This window comes from Cronobacter dublinensis subsp. dublinensis LMG 23823 (assembly GCF_001277235.1).
Taxonomy (GTDB): Bacteria; Pseudomonadota; Gammaproteobacteria; order Enterobacterales; family Enterobacteriaceae; genus Cronobacter; species Cronobacter dublinensis.
In genome coordinates this window covers 4,332,654-4,349,979 of the sequence record NZ_CP012266.1, presented here as the reverse complement: position 1 = coordinate 4,349,979, position 17,326 = coordinate 4,332,654, and the positions used below count along the sequence as shown (strand labels likewise).

Genomic DNA, 17,326 nt, shown 5'->3' with positions numbered 1-17,326 from the left:
AACAGAGAATCGGTGCTTCGTCATCTCGTCTCCATCCATAGCTTTGGGTAATAATATGTGCCGAACTGGCTCATGTCTGGAGAATTGCAATGCGAGGGGATTTTTACCAACAGCTTTCCGCCGATTTAGATAACGCGCGCGCCGAAGGCTTGTTTAAGGAAGAACGGATCATCACCTCCGCCCAGCAGGCGGATATCCAGGTGGCAGACGGCAGCCACGTGATCAACTTTTGCGCCAACAACTATCTCGGTCTGGCGAACCACCCTGAGCTCATCGCCGCGGCGAAGCAGGGCATGGACACACACGGCTTCGGCATGGCATCGGTGCGCTTTATCTGCGGCACCCAGGACAGCCACAAACAGCTCGAAAACAAACTGGCCGCGTTCCTCGGCATGGAAGACGCCATTCTTTACTCTTCCTGCTTCGATGCCAACGGCGGGCTGTTTGAGACGCTGCTCGGCGCGGAAGACGCGATTATCTCTGATGCGCTGAATCACGCTTCCATCATCGACGGCGTGCGCCTGTGCAAAGCAAAACGCTTCCGCTACGCCAACAACGATATGCAGGAGCTGGAAGCTCGCCTGAAAGAGGCCCGTGAAGCGGGCGCGCGGCATGTGCTTATCGCGACAGACGGCGTGTTCTCGATGGACGGCGTGATAGCCAACCTGAAAGGCGTATGCGATCTGGCGGATAAATACGATGCGCTGGTGATGGTCGATGACTCCCACGCGGTGGGTTTTGTCGGCGAACAGGGTCGGGGTTCCCACGAATACTGTGACGTGATGGGCCGTGTGGACATCATCACCGGTACGCTTGGCAAAGCGCTCGGCGGCGCGTCCGGCGGCTATACCGCGGCGCGCAAAGAGGTTGTGGAGTGGCTGCGTCAGCGCTCCCGTCCGTATCTCTTCTCCAACTCCCTGGCCCCGGCGATTGTTGCCGCCTCGATCAAAGTGCTGGAGATGGTGGAATCCGGCGCGGAGCTTCGCGCGCGCCTGTGGTCCAACGCCCGCCTGTTCCGCGAAAAAATGACCGCGGCGGGCTTTACGCTGGCGGGCGCCGATCACGCCATTATCCCGGTCATGCTGGGCGAGGCGACCGTGGCGCAGAATTTTGCCCGTGAGCTGCAAAAAGAAGGCATTTACGTCACCGGCTTCTTCTATCCGGTGGTGCCAAAAGGCCAGGCGCGTATTCGCACCCAGATGTCGGCGGCGCATACCCCTGAACAGATTGAACGTGCAGTCGATGCGTTTACCCGCATCGGTAAACAGTTAGGCGTAATTGCCTGAGGGCGTGGAATGAAAGCATTATCAAAACTGAAACCGGCAGAAGGCATCTGGATGACCGATGTGGCGGAGCCGGAAGTGGGTCATAACGATCTGCTGATCAAAATTCGCAAAACCGCGATCTGCGGCACCGACGTGCATATTTACAACTGGGACGACTGGTCGCAAAAGACCATCCCGGTGCCGATGGTGGTCGGGCACGAATATGTCGGCGAAGTGGTCGGCATCGGCCAGGAAGTCAAAGGCTTTAAAATCGGCGATCGCGTCAGCGGCGAGGGTCATATCACCTGCGGCCATTGCCGTAACTGCCGCGGCGGGCGCACCCATCTGTGCCGCAACACCGTTGGCGTGGGCGTGAATCGTCCGGGCTGCTTTGCTGAATATCTGGTGATCCCGGCGTTTAACGCCTTCAAAATCCCGGATAACATTTCAGACGATCTGGCCTCGATTTTTGACCCGTTCGGCAACGCGGTGCATACCGCGCTCTCGTTTGACCTGGTCGGCGAAGACGTGCTGGTCTCCGGTGCGGGTCCGATCGGCATCATGGCGGCGGCGGTGGCGAAACACGTCGGCGCGCGCAACGTGGTTATCACCGATGTGAACGAATATCGTCTGTCGCTGGCGCGCAAAATGGGCGTCACCCGCGCGGTGGACGTCTCTAAAGAGAGCCTGAGCGACGTGATGGAAGAGCTGGGCATGACCGAAGGCTTTGACGTAGGTCTGGAGATGTCCGGCGCGCCGCCGGCATTTCGTACCATGCTGGACACCATGAACCACGGCGGGCGTATCGCGATGCTCGGCATTCCGCCTTCCGATATGTCCATCGACTGGAACAAAGTCATCTTTAAAGGGCTTTTCATCAAAGGCATCTATGGCCGTGAGATGTTTGAGACCTGGTATAAGATGGCCGCGCTGATCCAGTCTGGCCTCGACCTGTCGCCTATTATTACTCACCGCTTCACCATTGATGACTTCCAGAAAGGCTTTGACGCGATGCGTTCTGGCCAGTCCGGTAAGGTCATTCTGAGCTGGGATTAACAGCTTATCGTGGCGCCTGTTGACGCAGGCGTCACTACCATCCTCAGCGGTTTGACTTTATAAAAGCGAATTGCTACCGTCTGCGCAAATTTTGATAAGCCTTCTTTTATACGCCCGGTATCACGCCATGTTCGGCACTCTTTAATCTGAAGAGAGCCGCGTATTTCTTTTTCCGGTGATAAGGGTGTGGTCAGGGAAGATTTAAAATACGGTCCGGGTCGTCATGTCTATTCTGTTAGAACAAAAATCCACGAAATACGGCTTTCGTATTGCGAGCGTTTTGCCGTTGATTATTTCGCTGGTTATCGTCATTTACGCTAATGTGTTGAATGAGAAATATAATACGGTAATAAACCGGACACTGGTGTTCGTGTTGCTGGTGTTGGCAATTAAAGCTATTAATAACAAAGCGTTCAGGAATCTTCTGGCTGTGCTTTTGTTAGTGCCGGTTGCAGCAGACGTGACGCTACAGTTGTATGCATGGACAAACTTCAATTCAGCATTCAGCTACGGATTTGCCTTAAGTGTGTTGAATACCACGCCGGAAGAAGCGAAATCCATGCTTGGGCTGTACTGGCGCGATGGCCTGTTATTTACCGCCCTGTCGGCACTGTTTATTTTTACGGCCAATAGCGGTGCCTGGCCTGTCCCTCCTCGATTCAGACGCTGGCCCGCTATTCTGCTTGGTCTGACGCTATTCGGCTTTTTTACGCAGGCCTGGCTACATCAAATTCGTAAAAGCAACGTGGAAAGCCTGACGCAGCGGTTTATGCAGTCGACGCCTGTCAGCACCGCCAAAGTGTTTATGCAGGCGGCAGAAGATAATGCGGTGGTCGCGAGTATCGGCAATAACACGCCTGATTATAACATCGCCGTTTCAGACACCGGCATTGAGAATTATGTGCTGATCGTTGGCGAATCGGAACGGGCAAAAAACATGGGTATCTACGGTTACGACCGCGATACCACGCCGGAGCTGGACGCCCGGAAAAACCAGCTATTGCTGTTTCGTCATGCCGTCGCGCCTGCGCCGGTCACCATTATGGCAGTGCCGATGGCGCTGACAGCGGATACCGTCAAAGCCCGCGATCCGCGTAAATATGGCGATAATGTCATTAATATCGCCAATAAAGCAGGCTACGACACGTACTGGTTCAGCCGTCAGGGAAAAGGGGGCGCGCATAATAATATTATTACGGCCATCGCCCTGAAGGCGAAGCAGAGCGCATGGGTGGAAGAGGGCTATGATGACGCGCTGCTGCCGTTGCTCAACGCCGCGCTGAAAAAGCCAGGCAAAAAACTGATCGTTTTGCATCTTTACGGCAGTCACGAACCCGCCTGCCGACGTTTTCCTGCAAATCAGACGCTTCTTAACAGCGGTAATAAAGCCGACGACTGTTACGATAATTCCGTTCGCTTTACCGATAGCGTGATGGGCCAGGTCTTTCATGCGCTGGATGATAGTCGTTCATCCGTGCTCTATTTTTCAGATCACGCGCTGGTACGCGATCCTGCACGCGCGGTGGTTTACTCCCACGGCGGAGCGAAACCGCCTCGCGAGGCCCTACAGGTCCCTATGTTCATCTGGTATGCTCAACGCGTCGCGGCTAAAGACAAGCTGACGGGTGATTACAACCGGCTCTGGTCAACGGATGATGTGAATACGCTCGCCGAGTTATGGTTAGGTATCCATCGTGAGGGGGACGCAGCGAATTCGTTATCGTCCTGGCTGTCGCAGTACGATAAAGATGTCGCCGTTATGGATACCACAGGTACCGTATATGAATGGGGCAATGTTCATTAACACAGTGGTCTTTAATGGTTTTTTCGATTGTGTGCTAAGGTTTTTTGTTTGCAGTAGTAAATGGAATGATGATGACAACGAATAAATTTGAGAAGATCCATTTTAGTTTGATGCAATTGTTATTCGGATTATGTGCAATTGCATTTGGCTGTGTGATTATTTCGCCCAACTTTTCCGCGAAAATTTTCAATCTTGCGGGTGCATTAGCCTTTATAATCTTTTTTCTGAATATTAAAAAATTCAGAAAAAATGATGCCTTTTGGCTGTGCGCAGTGCTGTTGATGATTGGTATCTGCGATTTAGTGTGGTATCGCCTGTTCAAAGTGAATAACAGCCCGGCGATTAACTCTTATCGCGCCTACCTTGAAGCAGGAAAAATATGTGTATCTGGCGCATTCTGTACTTATTTATTCGTTAACTTTCGTAAGCTGAGTATTGGTCATAACAAAATTCATACGTTGTTAGCCATTCTGCTACAGTTGATGATGGCCGTGTATGTAGGCTACCAGGCTATTTTTCTTGAAAGTGGCCGCGTAACGCTCTCCCTTGCAGGCGGCACTGATGCAACCGGCGCGGCCTACACCATTGCGTTTATTTCTTTTTATATCATCCTTGTTCTCCAGCACAGCGCTTATAAATGGAAAGAGTCACTTATTCTTGGCCATTTTTTCCTGACATTCCTGATGCTGGTTGCTACCGGTACACGTGCGGCGATTATCGCTTATCCGCTTATTTTCTTTGTTCTCTTAACCATTAAATTATACAAAGAGAAACATATTCCCTGGAAAGGTGTAATCGCCTTTATTTGCGCTCTGGTGGTGGGAATGTTCATGATGAAGGAAGATATTTCTAAGCGTTATGATGATTTTAATCGCGATATTTCAGCGTATGACAGAAATGACAGCGTTACTTCGGTAGGTGCGCGTTTTGCTATGTGGGAAACAGGACTTCTTGCATCAAAAAGTAATTATTTTTGGCAGTCGACGGATGACAGAAACAAAAAAATCATCGTGGCGGTGAAAGAAGATCCTGGCTTGCGCGGCGCACTCAAACATATGAACGGCCACCTGCATAATGAAGTGGTTGAAACCTTATCCTTAAAAGGCCCTTCTGGTTTACTGCTTTACTTCGCTTTCGTTGTTGCCCTGTTCTGTTACGCCTTTCGAAAACTCAACAGTATTATTCTTTGCGCATTTCTGGCTTCTATCATTATGTTTGGTATCAGTGGCGTCATGTTTTATTCAAAAACGACGCCTGTCGCCTGGATGCTGACATTAATTATGTCTGTCGTGTTTCTGGAGCAAAATCGGCATCAGGATGTTGTTAAGTAAGCTTTTTGATTCTCCACTGGGAAAAGAGTATTCTCCCGGTGGAGTTACGATCTTTACCAGACGAGCCTGCTATGAATGAACTGATCTCCGTTATCATTACGACCTTTAACAGAGAAGACCTCCTGGAGCGGGCGATTCGTTCCGTTATTGCTCAAACGTATCCTGCTATCGAGCTGATTGTTGTCGATGACTGTTCAAACGAAAAAACCGCACAGCTCATCGAGAAAATGCGAGCGGAATGTGAGGCGCGGTTCGTTCATTTTATCTATGAACGCAATGCGCAAAACAGCGGCTCGAATTTCAGCCGTAACCGGGGCTATGCGCTTTCGCAGGGCTTCTTCGTTACCGGACTGGACGATGACGACTACTTTTTGCCGGAGCGTTTATCGAAGCTGGTTTCCCGTTACGAAGAGCAATATGCCTTCGTCACAGACTCCCCCGCACGGCTGGATAAAAAACAGCGAACCGGGTCTGACAGCAATAGCAAACGCATTATCACGTTGCAGGATATCCTTTGTGAAAATGTGGTAGGCAATCAGGTACTGACCACCAGAGAGAAACTGCTGGGCGTCGGTGGGTTTTCACCGGAAATAAAACAGCAGCAGGATCGCGATGCCTGGATAAAACTTATCCTGAAATACGGACCGGGCATTAAATACAGCTTCAGTACCGCGATGGTAGATGCCGAACATAGCAGCGATCGCATTACAAAAAAAATCAAAAAATACACCTCTTACCGCAAGCTCTATTTTAAATACCGAGAGCATATGTCGGAAACGACGCGCAGTAATAACCTCTTTCAGTTGATGTCTTTCAGAGGCTTCAGCTCAACCCGTATGAATGCTCTTCTGCGTGGCCGTAAAAAAGACATAAAATTAAGGCTGAAGCTGTTTCGCCGCACGTTAAAAGAACTTTTCTGAAACATCTGACAGGTGGGGCGATGAAGCTGAACACCCTTAACAAACTCATCAAGAAGACGCGCAGGTGGCATAAAAAGACGGGATTTGCGGTTTTCCAGCGCGCGGCGGCACATCTTGAAGCGAAGAAAAAAGCGACGATTTTTTCTGTCATTGATAGCCTTAACGTCCAGCCTGAGCCAGTAGCACCCGTTCCTCAAACACAGTCCCGTCTCATCTGGATATGCTGGTTCCAGGGGCTTGATCACGCGCCTGAACTGGTTAAGCAGTGCATTGCGTCGGTACAACACCACACGCCGGATGCAAAAACTATCGTTCTTACTGACGACAATATTCCCCAATATTTGACGCTGCCTGACGCTGTTATTGCTAAGTATCAGGCGGGCCTTATCAGTAAAGCGCAATACTCCGATATTGTCCGTTGCTCTCTGCTCTACCAGTATGGCGGGATCTGGATGGACGCCACGGTATTTATGACCCGGCCCCTGCCTGAACTCTTTTATGAAAACGCCTTTTCGTCGCTGCGTTTTGCTGGCGCCGGACAGGAACGCGCGTTAAGTCAGGGATACTGGACAGCCTATTTTCTTGCGGCGCAGAAGGGGAATCCGCTGATGAAATTTGTCAGAGATATTCTTTATCATTACTGGCAGCAGCATGACTCTCTTATTGAGTATTTCCTGATCGACTACAGCTTTTTATATGCGCGCGAAAAGGTACCGGCGTTTTGCGAGATGATGAACAGGCAACCCGTGACGGGAAACCATCGTTTTCTTATCCGCCAGTTTATTAATGCCGCGCCGACGCAAACGGCGCTGGCAACATTACGTCAGGATCCTGTCGGGATCTATAAACTCTCCCATAAGGAAAATTATCGGCTGACGGATAATGGAGAGCCTGCGCTGTACAGCATGATTCTGGATGGGCGCTTTACGCTTTAATAAGCGCGGAGCGCCATCTCTGTTGAAAAACCCGCCTTTCGGCGGTTTTTTTATTCAGGACTGTTTGCCCCAGCCCTGCCACTGATGGCGGAAATAGCTCACGACGGCGCTCTCGCTGACGCTTTCGCTAATGATCGTGAAGAAACGCGTGGCATAGACCGGTTCTGGCTGTTTCTTCGGTTTGCACAGCTTCACGCCGCGGAACGGATTACGCGGCGCGGCGGGTGTCGGGAGCGGCGGCGCAACATTCGGCGTGGAATTATCGCTCTGCGGCTCATTCAGCAGGCTGCTGGCGCGCACCAGCGTGATATCCGGCGGCAGGTTATAGAGCGCCTGCTGGAGCACGCGCACCGTTGACGGATGGGGATGCCCGATAGCGATAGCCGAGCCGTTGCGACGCGCCAGCGCGACCGCGCGATTAAACTGCGTGCGTATGTCCGCCTCGTTCTGGGTGTCGTCGAGGAAAACTTTACGCTTGATAACCTTCACGCCCGTTCCTGCAGCGGCGCGCATGGCCTGGCTGTTGCCGATGGTCATGCTGTCGAGAAAATAGAGGTTATAGTGCGCCAGCGCCGCCATCACTTTTTGCATGCCCGGAAGGCTTGAGGTCATCGCGCTGCCCATGTGGTTGTTCATGCCGGTGGCGTAGGGAACGTTATCTACCGCATTGCGAATAATGCGCGCGATTTCATCATCGCTCATGTCCGGGCGCAGAGTGTCTTTTTCCAGGGGCTGCTTACTGATCGGTGCCATTGGCAGATGAATCAGTACGTCATGTCCCTGGTTATGGGCTTTGGTCGCCATTTCACGGGCGTGCGGCGCGTTGGGCAGTACGGCAACGGACACTTCAGCGGGCATCGCCAGCACCTGATTTTCGGTTTGCGGACGATAGCCGAAATCATCGATAACGATAGCGAGTTTGCCGGCGAGGGCGGGGAAAGCGAGAGCCAGCGAACCGGCGAGAGCAAAAACAAGACGACGCAACTGAAGCAAAACTTATCTTCCCAACCACGGTTGTGGGTTGACCGCCTGACCCTGACGGCGAATTTCAAAATAGAGCGAAGGACGACCCTGACCGCCGCTGTTGCCCACCAGCGCGATAGGCTGACCGGCGCGAACCTGCGTGCCGACATTCACCAGCGCGCTCTGGTTGTAACCGTAAAGGCTCATGTCGCCCTTGCCGTGTTCAACTACGACCACCAGACCGTAGCCCTGCAGCCAGTCGGCGAGGATCACGCGCCCGTCGGCGATGGCTTTGACCTCGGTGCCTTCGCTGGCCCCGATAACGATGCCCTTCCAACGTAGTTCACCTTGCAGCTGTTCGCCATAGCGATGCAGCAACGGACCGCGAACCGGCCAGAATGCCTGCCCGTTCGGCGAGCCAAGACCGCCGGTACGCGCCATTAGTGAACGCTCACTCTCGGAAGGCTTATAAGTGGTGCCTTTGCGCGTGGCCTCTTTCTGGCGGGAGCGAACCTGCTCGGCCTCACGCGCTTCGCGCTCGGCACGGGCTTTCGCCGCCGCCTCCGCGCGGGCGATGCGATCGCGCAGGCGTGATTCGTTGGCGCGCAGTTCGCTCAACTGCTGCTGGCCTTCCTGAATAGAAGACTCCAGCGAGCCGAGGGTTTTTTTACGTTCGTTGCGGGCCTGCTCCAGCTTTGCCTGCTGCGCCTGCTGCTCATAGAGCAACGTTTGCTGCTGGGTTTGCTTCTCTTCAAGCTCCGCTTTTTGGGTGGCGACTTCTTCGCGAGTTTGCTTGAGCTGGGCGATGGTTTCCTGACGCGCTTCGTTGAGATAGCCGAAATAAGCCTGTAAACGCTGGCCGCGCTGGCTCTCTTCGCCGCTCAGGATAAGCTGCAGGCCGCTGTGCTGCCCCTGACGGAACGCCGCATCAAGCTGGGCCGCGAGGTTGCGCTCCTGGGCGGCTTTTTGCTTTTCAAGCTTTGCGATGGAGGCATTCATCTGGGCTATCTGACGGTTGAGATCCGCCAGCGTATTCTGGGTTTCGCGCAGCTTGCGGCTGGCGGCGGCGATCGCCTGCTCCTGGCTTTTTAGCTGGGCGAGAAGCGTTGCGCGCTGCTGCTGCTGCTGGCGTACCGCGCGCTCTTTGGCGGCGATATCATCCTGGATGGATTTCAGCTGATCGCGGTCATCCGCGTGGGCGGAAAGCGGGCATAACAATACGCCAGCGCTGAGCGCGCTGGCGTAAAGCAGGGGCTTCATTGAGAACCGAAACGGCCTGTTGCCCCATGTCATTGAAAAAATCGCCTTTCCCCTCATGGGGAGGGATTATTCCACGATGAACAGCGGCTTGCCAGTCATCTCTTGCGGGATTTCCATCCCCATCAGCGTAAGCAGGGTCGGCGCGATGTCGGAGAGCTTGCCGCCGTCTACCGCGCGCACTTTTTTATCGCCCACGTAAATCAGCGGCACCGGCAGGTTGGTGTGCGCGGTGTGCGCCTGGCCTGTCGCCGGATCGCGCATCTGTTCGGCGTTGCCGTGGTCTGCGGTAATGAGCATCTGGCCGCCTGCGGCCTCGACGGCGCGGGTCACCTGTGCGATGCAGTTATCGAGCGCTTCCACTGCGGCGACGGCGGCGTCAAACACGCCGGTGTGACCGACCATATCGCCGTTCGGGTAGTTGCAGATAATGGCGTCATATTTGCCGCTGTTGATGGCGCCCACCAGTTTTTCGGTCAGCTCGGCGGAGCTCATTTCCGGCTGCAGATCGTAGGTCGCGACTTTCGGCGAATTGATCAGGATGCGGTCTTCACCCGGGAACGGTTCTTCCACGCCGCCGTTAAAGAAGAACGTCACATGGGCGTATTTCTCTGTTTCGGAAATGCGCAGCTGGGTTTTGTCATGTTTCGCCATCCACTCCCCGAAGGTATTGGCCAGCGAAGCCGGCGGATAGGCGCAGGCGGTGCGGATATCGGCGGCGTACTCGGTCAACATAACGAAATCGGCGAACTTAACGACTTTTTTGCGGCTAAAGCCGTCAAAATCGCGGTTTACGAAGGCGCGCGTTATCTGGCGCGCGCGGTCGGCGCGGAAGTTCATGAAAATCAGCGCATCGCCATCTTCCATCGCCGCCTGCGCTTCGCCTTCGGCGCGAATCACGGTCGCTTTTACGAACTCATCGTTTTCGTCACGCGCATAGGCGGCTTCAAGGCCAGCGACGGCCGTTGACGCTTTATATTCGCCCTGCGCCAGGGTCAGCAGATCGTATGCCTGCTCCACGCGCTCCCAGCGGTTATCGCGGTCCATCGCAAAATAGCGGCCAATAATCGACGCGACGCGGCCTTTGCCCAGCTTCGCGAATTTGGCGGCGAATTTTTCCAGTGTCGCTTTCGCGCTGCGCGGCGGCGTATCGCGACCGTCCAGGAAGGCGTGCAGATAGATTTTCTCGGCGCCGCGGGCGGCCGCCAGCTCAATCATCGCCAGAATATGATCTTCATGGCTGTGGACGCCGCCCGGTGACGCGAGGCCCATAATATGGACGGCTTTCCCGGCGGCGACGGCCTTATCAACGGCCGCGGTCAGCACCGGGTTGGCAAAGAAAGTGCGTTCTTTAATTTCGACATCCAGACGCGTGAGGTCCTGGTACACAATACGACCTGCGCCCAGATTGACGTGACCCACTTCCGAGTTGCCCATCTGGCGGTCGGGCAGGCCCACTTCCAGGCCGGATGCATCAATTAACGTATGCGGACGGCTTGCCCACAGGTTATCCATGACCGGCGTTTTAGCAGCGAAAATAGCGTTGTCCTGGCGATCTTCACGGTAACCGTAGCCATCCAGAATCACTAATACGACAGGTTTTTTAGTAAGCGACATTGCAGAACCTCATGCGTCAAAGACAAAAAATTGGCGTAATTTTACTACACCGCATAAGGGCAAATAGCCGCAGAAGATCAAAGAACAGGCCGGGGCGTGCAAGCGCAACGGCGCATTTCATCCTTTTTTTCGTAACGCGCCGCAGAAAATGCACAACCTTCCTTGTACTGGCTGTAATTGACACAGCGCGCAGGTATACTCCTCACCTGGTTTTTTACTGAGTCGGGAGTTTGACCCCCCCATGCAAGAAATTATGCAATTCGTTGGCCGCCACCCCATACTTAGTATCGCGTGGATTGCGTTACTCGCGGCGGTGATTTACACCACTTTCAAAGGCCTCACCTCTAAAGTGAAGGTGATTACTCGCGGTGAAGCAACGCGTCTTATCAACAAAGAAGATGCCGTGGTCGTGGATATTCGCCAGCGTGACGACTTCCGCAAAGGGCATATCGCCAGCGCCATCAACGTGCTGCCTGCTGATATCAAAGCCAGCAACGTCGGCGAACTGGAGAAGCATAAAGCGAAGCCGGTTATCGTGGTTGACGGCAACGGTCTGTCCGCGCAGGAATCAGCAGCGCTGCTGAACAAAGCCGGTTTTGAGCAGGTTTACGTGCTCAAAGAAGGCGTCGCCGGCTGGAGTGGCGAGAACCTGCCGCTGGTACGTGGTAAATAATTTTCATAAGAGGTAACGACATGGCTAATATCGAAATGTACACCAAAGCAACCTGCCCGTATTGCCATCGTGCGAAGGCCCTGCTGAACAGCAAAGGCGCCGCTTTCCTCGAACTGCCCATTGACGGCGATACCGCCAAAAGGGAAGAGATGATTCAGCGTAGTGGCCGCACCACTGTGCCGCAGATCTTTATTGATGGGCAGCACATTGGCGGTTGCGACGACCTGCATGCACTGGATGCGCGCGGCGGACTCGATCCTCTGCTGCGCTAGTGCGCTTAGCCGTGACGGCATTTTTAAGGACATTACATACAAGGGTTTTCGCTCATGTCAGAACAAAACAACACTGAAATGAACTTTCAGCTTCTGCGCATTTACACCAAAGATATCTCTTTCGAAGCACCGAATGCGCCGCACGTATTTCAGAAAGACTGGCAGCCGGATGTGAAACTGGATCTGGATACCGCTTCCAGCCAGCTCGCTGACGATGTTTACGAAGTCGTATTGCGCGTGACGGTCACCGCGTCGCTGGGCGAAGAGACCGCTTTCCTTTGCGAAGTGCAGCAGGCAGGCATTTTCAACATTTCTGGCATTGAAGGCACCCAGATGGCGCACTGCCTCGGCGCTTACTGCCCGAACAGCCTGTTCCCGTATGCCCGTGAATGCATCACCAACCTCGTTTCCCGCGGCACTTTCCCGCAGCTGAACCTTGCGCCGGTTAACTTCGACGCGCTGTTCATGAACTATCTGCAGCAGCAGGCTGCTGAAGGTGCGCAAGACCATCAGGATGCCTGATGAACACCATTAATGCGTCAATGACAGTTATCGGTGCCGGTTCATACGGCACCGCTCTTGCCATCACACTGGCAAGAAACGGCCATCACGTCGTGCTGTGGGGTCATGATCCCGCGCATATCGCGACGCTGCAGGCTGACCGCTGCAACGTGGCGTTCCTTCCCGATGTGCCTTTCCCTGACACCCTTCATCTTGAAAGCGACTTAGCCACCGCGCTTGCCGCCAGCCGCAATATTCTGGTGGTAGTGCCAAGCCATGTGTTTGGTCAGGTGCTGCGTCAGATCAAACCGCTGATGCGCCCGGATGCACGCGTGGTATGGGCGACGAAAGGGCTTGAGGCGGAAACCGGTCGGTTACTCCAGGATGTGGCGCGTGAAGCGTTAGGCGACACGATACCGCTGGCGGTGATCTCCGGCCCGACGTTTGCCAAAGAGCTGGCGGCAGGGCTACCGACGGCGATTTCGCTGGCGGCGACGGACGACGCGTTTGCAAACGATCTCCAGCAGCTGCTGCACTGCGGCAAGAGCTTTCGCGTTTACAGCAATCCGGATTTCATCGGCGTGCAGCTCGGCGGCGCGGTGAAAAACGTCATCGCTATCGGCGCGGGAATGTCTGACGGCATCGGCTTTGGCGCGAACGCCCGCACGGCGCTGATTACGCGCGGTCTCGCGGAGATGTCCCGCCTCGGCGCAGCGCTCGGGGCGGACCCGACCACCTTTATGGGCATGGCCGGTCTTGGCGATCTGGTCCTGACCTGTACCGACAACCAGTCGCGCAACCGCCGCTTCGGCATGATGCTCGGCCAGGGCGCCGATGTGCAGAGCGCGCAGGAGAAGATTGGTCAGGTAGTGGAAGGCTATCGCAACACCAAAGAGGTACGCGAACTGGCGGCGCGTTTTGGCGTGGAAATGCCAATAACCGAGGAAATTTATCAGGTACTCTATTGCGGAAAAAATGCTCGCGAGGCAGCATTAACGCTGTTGGGCCGTACCCGCAAGGATGAGCGAAGCAGCCAGTAGGGAAGCGCGGCCGTAATGATTAATGCGTGCCGACAAATACGTTTGTCGGCCGCTATTTGTTTGTCTGGAGAAAGCAATGCCGTGTGAAGAACTGGATCTGGTGTGGAAGAACATTAAAGCCGAAGCCCGTCAGCTGGCCGACTGCGAGCCGATGCTGGCCAGTTTTTATCATGCGACATTGCTTAAGCACGAGAACCTGGGCAGCGCGTTGAGCTACATGCTGGCCAACAAACTGGCGTCGCCTATCATGCCTGCCATCGCTATTCGTGAAGTGGTGGAAGAGGCGTATAAAGCGGACCCGGAGATGATCGCCTCCGCCGCCTGCGATATCCAGGCCGTGCGTACCCGTGACCCGGCGGTAGATAAATACTCCACGCCGCTGCTGTATCTCAAAGGTTTCCATGCGCTCCAGGCCTACCGCATCGGCCACTGGCTGTGGAAACAGGGGCGTCAGGCGCTGGCGATTTTCCTGCAAAACCAGGTGTCGGTCTCTTTCCAGGTTGATATCCATCCGGCGGCGACTATCGGCCGCGGGATAATGCTCGATCACGCCACCGGTATTGTGATCGGCGAAACGGCCGTGGTGGAAGATGACGTCTCTATCCTGCAATCGGTAACGCTCGGCGGTACCGGTAAAACCAGCGGCGATCGCCATCCGAAAATCCGTGAAGGCGTCATGATTGGCGCTGGCGCCAAAATTCTGGGCAATATCGAAGTGGGTCGCGGCGCGAAAATCGGCGCGGGCTCCGTGGTGTTGCAGCCGGTGCCGCCGCATACGACGGCGGCGGGCGTGCCCGCGCGTATCGTCGGTAAGCCGGAAAGCGATAAGCCGTCGATGGATATGGATCAGCACTTCAACGGCATCAACCACGGGTTCGAGTACGGCGACGGGATTTAAACCGCCTGCTTTATGCATAAAAAAGCCGCGCAATGCGCGGCTTTGTTGTCTCTGTCGGTTGTCGCTTAGCGGCGCAATACCGCGCCAGGATAGCCAAGCTGTCGCCACGCCTCATACACCACCACGGAAACCGCGTTAGAGAGATTCATGCTGCGGCTGTCCGGCATCATCGGGATACGGATTTTCAGCTCCGGCGGCAGCGCGTCCAGAATCGAGGCGGGCAGACCGCGGGTTTCAGGGCCGAACATCAGATAATCGCCGTCCTGATAGCTGACCGCGCTGTGCGCCGGCGTGCCTTTGGTCGTCAGTGCGAACAGGCGCTGCGGCTTTTCCGCCTCCTGAAACGCCGCATAGTCGCGATGGCGCATCACGGCGGTGAATTCGTGGTAATCCAGCCCCGCGCGGCGCAGGCGTTTATCATCCCAGGTAAAGCCCATCGGCTCGATAATATGCAGGCGAAAGCCGGTGTTGGCGCACAGGCGAATAATATTACCGGTATTGGGCGGGATTTCAGGTTCAAACAGGACGATATTCAGCATACGGCTCCCCTCTTGCAGAGGCGCGCAGAATAGCAGAATTGCCCGCGTGTAAAAACCGCAGGGCAGGGGAGCGCTTCAGATAAACAACGCCCTCCCGCGCAGGGGAGGGCATTGGTCAGGAACGGTGATAGAGTGGCAGCCAGAGCGTCAGGCGCAGGCCGCCAAGCGGGCTGTCGTCCGCTTTCACCCAGCCGCGATGCTGCTGTACTGCGGTTTCCACAATAGCGAGCCCAAGCCCGGTACCGCCGGATTCGCGGTCGCGCGCCTCGTCGGTGCGATAGAACGGGCGGAAAATCTGCTCACGGTCGGTCTGGCTGACGCCCGGCCCGTCATCATCGACGTTAATCGTGATCCCTTCTTTATCCACCGCGAAGCTGACGGAAATCTTGCTGTGAGAGTAGCGAAGCGCGTTACGCACGATATTCTCCAGCGCGCTTTCCAGCGCGTTCGGGTTGCCGTAGAGCAGCCACGGGCCTGGCGGATACGCCACTTCAAACGATTTACCCATCTGTTCCGCTTCAAACGCGGCGTTATCGAGCACCTCGCCCCACAGCTGATTCGCTTTCATGGTCTCGCTCACCAGCGCGTTTTTCTGCTGATTGCGCGACATCACCAGCAGATCGTTGATCATGCTGTCGAGGCGGTGGGCTTCGGTTTCAATGCGCTCCAGCTCTTTGCTCTCTCCGCTGCGCCGGCGCAGCAGCGCGGTGCCAAGCTGCAGACGCGTCAGCGGGGTGCGCAGTTCGTGAGAGATATCGGAAAGCAGCCGCTGTTGGGTCGTCATCATGCGCTCCAGCGCCGTCACCATCTGGTTAAAGCTGGCCCCTGCGGCGATGAATTCCTGTGGCCCGGCTTCCAGTTCCGGGTGCTGGCGCAGGTTGCCCTGGGCCACTTCATCGGCCGCGTTTTTAAGCTTACGCGCTGGCCGCGCCAGGCTCCACGCCAGCCACAGCAGCAGCGGCGAACTTACCAGCATAGTGACAATCAGCAGTAGCAGCGGGCGGTCAAACAGGAGGTTAATGAAATCAGATTGCGAATTGCTCGCCGGACGGATCAGGTAAAGCTGGTAGTTATCTTCGCCGTCGCGCACCGAAAACGGCCCGACCAGCTCCACGCGGCCATACTTTTTCTTCTGCGGATGATCGGAGTTATCGGACTGGCCGATAAAGTTGCGGATTATCTGCATTTCATTGCGTTCAGCGCCAATCACGCGGCCTTCGCTGGTGACCAGCACCAGCCGCTGCCCTGGTGGAGCCCATTTATCGATAGCGCGAAACAGCCGACGCCACCACATCAGGTCGTTGGGCGGATCGCTCGCCAGCTCGGCCTCGACGTGCTGTTCAATCATGGTGCCCTGACGCTGCTCGCTCTCCAGCAGTTCCGTCATTTGACGGCTGTCGAGCTTAGGCAGCATCAGCACCAGCATTAACACCAGCGCCAGCGTCAGCCAGAAAATGGCGAAGATGCGGGCGGTAAGGCTGCCTATCATGAAGCGGAAACCATCAGATAGCCGCGTCCGCGCAGGGTTTTAAACCACGGATGGCCGTCTTTGCGCTCCGGCAATTTACGACGCAGGTTAGAGATATGCATATCGATCGCGCGATCGAACGGCGTGAGGCGTTTCCCGAGCACTTCCTGGCTTAAATGTTCACGCGACACCACCTGACCCAGATGCTGCGCCAGCAGATAGAGCAGGGTGAACTCGGTACCGGTGAGTTCCAGCGTCTGGCCGTCGAAACTCGCTTCCTGGCGGCCTGGGTTGAGGCTCAGCGCGTCTACTTCCAGCGTTGGCGAACCGCTGTCGCTGTTCTGCTGCTGTTCGCTCCAGTGCGAGCGGCGCAAAATTGCGCGAATACGGGCTACCAGTTCGCGGTCGTTAAACGGTTTCGGCAGATAGTCATCCGCGCCCAGCTCAAGGCCAAGTACGCGATCCAGTTCGCTGCCGCGGGCGGTCAGCATAATAACGGGTGTCTGGTGAGTCTGGCGAAGCTCTTTCAAAGTATCGATGCCGTTCTTCTTTGGCATCATCACGTCGAGCAAAAGCAAATCGATGCTGTCATCAAGGAGGTCAAGCGCCTGTTCGCCATCGTGGGCAACGAGGACATTAAACCCTTCCATGTCGAGCAATTCCTTTAACAGGGACGTCAGCTCGCGGTCATCATCAACTAACAGGATTTTATTCATTTTCAGTACCTCCGAGGCAGAAATTACGTCATCAAGGCGCGCTAATCCATGACTTTACGTTGTTTTACACC

At 55.2% G+C, this 17,326-nt stretch carries 17 protein-coding genes; 11 read left to right on the top strand and 6 right to left on the bottom strand.

Going from position 1 to position 17,326, the window contains the following annotated elements:
* The first annotated feature begins 89 nt into the window (after nt 1-89).
* From kbl to AFK67_RS20145, 6 genes are all read left to right on the top strand, one after another.
* Nucleotides 90-1,286, top strand: a complete 1,197-nt coding sequence (kbl, locus tag AFK67_RS20170; RefSeq protein ID WP_038874431.1) for a glycine C-acetyltransferase — start codon at nt 90-92, stop codon at nt 1,284-1,286.
* 9 nt (nt 1,287-1,295) lie between these two features.
* Nucleotides 1,296-2,321 carry an L-threonine 3-dehydrogenase gene (tdh, locus tag AFK67_RS20165; protein WP_007712141.1) on the top strand — a complete coding sequence of 342 codons (1,026 nt, stop codon included), beginning with the start codon at nt 1,296-1,298 and terminating at the stop codon, nt 2,319-2,321.
* A gap of 223 nt (nt 2,322-2,544) precedes the next feature.
* The gene (locus AFK67_RS20160; RefSeq protein WP_007712138.1) at nt 2,545-4,125 is read left to right on the top strand and encodes a phosphoethanolamine transferase; all 1,581 of its coding nucleotides are present in this window, start codon (nt 2,545-2,547) and stop codon (nt 4,123-4,125) included.
* A 71-nt stretch (nt 4,126-4,196) separates the two neighbouring features.
* Nucleotides 4,197-5,456: an O-antigen ligase family protein gene (locus AFK67_RS20155; protein WP_038884716.1), complete on the top strand. Its 1,260-nt coding sequence runs from the start codon at nt 4,197-4,199 to the stop codon at nt 5,454-5,456.
* Between the two features lie 71 nt (nt 5,457-5,527).
* On the top strand, nt 5,528-6,376 hold the full coding sequence (locus AFK67_RS20150) for a glycosyltransferase (protein ID WP_038884715.1): 849 nt from the start codon (nt 5,528-5,530) through the stop codon (nt 6,374-6,376).
* Between the two features lie 20 nt (nt 6,377-6,396).
* Entirely contained in the window at nt 6,397-7,311 is a 915-nt protein-coding gene (locus AFK67_RS20145; protein WP_038884714.1) for a capsular polysaccharide synthesis protein, read from the top strand.
* A gap of 54 nt (nt 7,312-7,365) precedes the next feature.
* On the opposite strand, the gene AFK67_RS20140 is transcribed toward AFK67_RS20145, so the two are convergent.
* From AFK67_RS20140 to gpmM, 3 genes are read right to left on the bottom strand one after another with little or no spacing between them, the layout of a single operon-like run.
* On the bottom strand, nt 7,366-8,304 hold the full coding sequence (locus tag AFK67_RS20140; RefSeq protein WP_007735363.1) for a divergent polysaccharide deacetylase family protein: 939 nt from the start codon (nt 8,302-8,304) through the stop codon (nt 7,366-7,368).
* A 3-nt stretch (nt 8,305-8,307) separates the two neighbouring features.
* Nucleotides 8,308-9,567 (bottom strand): murein hydrolase activator EnvC, encoded by a 1,260-nt coding sequence (envC, locus tag AFK67_RS20135; RefSeq protein ID WP_231692170.1) that lies wholly within the window; start codon nt 9,565-9,567, stop codon nt 8,308-8,310.
* 33 nt (nt 9,568-9,600) lie between these two features.
* Nucleotides 9,601-11,148 carry a 2,3-bisphosphoglycerate-independent phosphoglycerate mutase gene (gene gpmM / locus AFK67_RS20130; RefSeq protein ID WP_007735360.1) on the bottom strand — a complete coding sequence of 516 codons (1,548 nt, stop codon included), beginning with the start codon at nt 11,146-11,148 and terminating at the stop codon, nt 9,601-9,603.
* A gap of 241 nt (nt 11,149-11,389) precedes the next feature.
* Between gpmM and AFK67_RS20125 the strand changes: the two genes are divergently transcribed.
* From AFK67_RS20125 to cysE, 5 genes are all read left to right on the top strand, one after another.
* Nucleotides 11,390-11,821, top strand: coding sequence for a rhodanese-like domain-containing protein (locus tag AFK67_RS20125; protein ID WP_007735357.1), 432 nt, complete (start codon nt 11,390-11,392; stop codon nt 11,819-11,821).
* Nucleotides 11,822-11,841: 20 nt separating this feature from the next.
* Nucleotides 11,842-12,093 (top strand): glutaredoxin 3, encoded by a 252-nt coding sequence (gene grxC / locus AFK67_RS20120; RefSeq protein ID WP_004388492.1) that lies wholly within the window; start codon nt 11,842-11,844, stop codon nt 12,091-12,093.
* A gap of 54 nt (nt 12,094-12,147) precedes the next feature.
* Nucleotides 12,148-12,615, top strand: a complete 468-nt coding sequence (gene secB / locus AFK67_RS20115; RefSeq protein ID WP_007735355.1) for a protein-export chaperone SecB — start codon at nt 12,148-12,150, stop codon at nt 12,613-12,615.
* The gene (gpsA, locus tag AFK67_RS20110) at nt 12,615-13,634 is read left to right on the top strand and encodes an NAD(P)H-dependent glycerol-3-phosphate dehydrogenase (RefSeq protein ID WP_007735353.1); all 1,020 of its coding nucleotides are present in this window, start codon (nt 12,615-12,617) and stop codon (nt 13,632-13,634) included. The genes secB and gpsA overlap by 1 nt, the downstream gene beginning before the upstream one ends.
* A 76-nt stretch (nt 13,635-13,710) precedes the next feature.
* The gene (cysE, locus tag AFK67_RS20105) at nt 13,711-14,532 is read left to right on the top strand and encodes a serine O-acetyltransferase (RefSeq protein WP_038874424.1); all 822 of its coding nucleotides are present in this window, start codon (nt 13,711-13,713) and stop codon (nt 14,530-14,532) included.
* A 65-nt stretch (nt 14,533-14,597) separates the two neighbouring features.
* On the opposite strand, the gene trmL is transcribed toward cysE, so the two are convergent.
* From trmL to cpxR, 3 genes are all read right to left on the bottom strand, one after another.
* Complete coding sequence (gene trmL, locus AFK67_RS20100) at nt 14,598-15,071, bottom strand: tRNA (uridine(34)/cytosine(34)/5-carboxymethylaminomethyluridine(34)-2'-O)-methyltransferase TrmL (RefSeq protein WP_032967744.1); 474 nt, start codon at nt 15,069-15,071, stop codon at nt 14,598-14,600.
* Between the two features lie 115 nt (nt 15,072-15,186).
* Complete coding sequence (gene cpxA, locus AFK67_RS20095; RefSeq protein ID WP_007735348.1) at nt 15,187-16,560, bottom strand: envelope stress sensor histidine kinase CpxA; 1,374 nt, start codon at nt 16,558-16,560, stop codon at nt 15,187-15,189.
* Entirely contained in the window at nt 16,557-17,255 is a 699-nt protein-coding gene (gene cpxR, locus AFK67_RS20090; protein WP_007680774.1) for an envelope stress response regulator transcription factor CpxR, read from the bottom strand. Before cpxR ends, cpxA begins: the two co-directional genes overlap by 4 nt.
* Nucleotides 17,256-17,326: the final 71 nt, after the last annotated feature.

Excerpts from the sequence above, each read along its gene's own strand:
- kbl (WP_038874431.1), top strand. The coding sequence starts at position 90 with ATGCGAGGGGATTTTTACCAACAGCTTTCCGCCGATTTAGATAACGCG.
- cpxR (WP_007680774.1), bottom strand. The coding sequence starts at position 17,255 with ATGAATAAAATCCTGTTAGTTGATGATGACCGCGAGCTGACGTCCCTG.
- secB (WP_007735355.1), top strand. The coding sequence starts at position 12,148 with ATGTCAGAACAAAACAACACTGAAATGAACTTTCAGCTTCTGCGCATT.
- AFK67_RS20145 (WP_038884714.1), top strand. The coding sequence starts at position 6,397 with ATGAAGCTGAACACCCTTAACAAACTCATCAAGAAGACGCGCAGGTGG.
- AFK67_RS20155 (WP_038884716.1), top strand. The coding sequence starts at position 4,197 with ATGACAACGAATAAATTTGAGAAGATCCATTTTAGTTTGATGCAATTG.
- grxC (WP_004388492.1), top strand. The coding sequence starts at position 11,842 with ATGGCTAATATCGAAATGTACACCAAAGCAACCTGCCCGTATTGCCAT.
- trmL (WP_032967744.1), bottom strand. The coding sequence starts at position 15,071 with ATGCTGAATATCGTCCTGTTTGAACCTGAAATCCCGCCCAATACCGGT.
- AFK67_RS20125 (WP_007735357.1), top strand. The coding sequence starts at position 11,390 with ATGCAAGAAATTATGCAATTCGTTGGCCGCCACCCCATACTTAGTATC.
- cpxA (WP_007735348.1), bottom strand. The coding sequence starts at position 16,560 with ATGATAGGCAGCCTTACCGCCCGCATCTTCGCCATTTTCTGGCTGACG.
- cysE (WP_038874424.1), top strand. The coding sequence starts at position 13,711 with ATGCCGTGTGAAGAACTGGATCTGGTGTGGAAGAACATTAAAGCCGAA.
- AFK67_RS20150 (WP_038884715.1), top strand. The coding sequence starts at position 5,528 with ATGAATGAACTGATCTCCGTTATCATTACGACCTTTAACAGAGAAGAC.
- gpsA (WP_007735353.1), top strand. The coding sequence starts at position 12,615 with ATGAACACCATTAATGCGTCAATGACAGTTATCGGTGCCGGTTCATAC.
- gpmM (WP_007735360.1), bottom strand. The coding sequence starts at position 11,148 with ATGTCGCTTACTAAAAAACCTGTCGTATTAGTGATTCTGGATGGCTAC.
- AFK67_RS20160 (WP_007712138.1), top strand. The coding sequence starts at position 2,545 with ATGTCTATTCTGTTAGAACAAAAATCCACGAAATACGGCTTTCGTATT.
- envC (WP_231692170.1), bottom strand. The coding sequence starts at position 9,567 with ATGACATGGGGCAACAGGCCGTTTCGGTTCTCAATGAAGCCCCTGCTT.
- tdh (WP_007712141.1), top strand. The coding sequence starts at position 1,296 with ATGAAAGCATTATCAAAACTGAAACCGGCAGAAGGCATCTGGATGACC.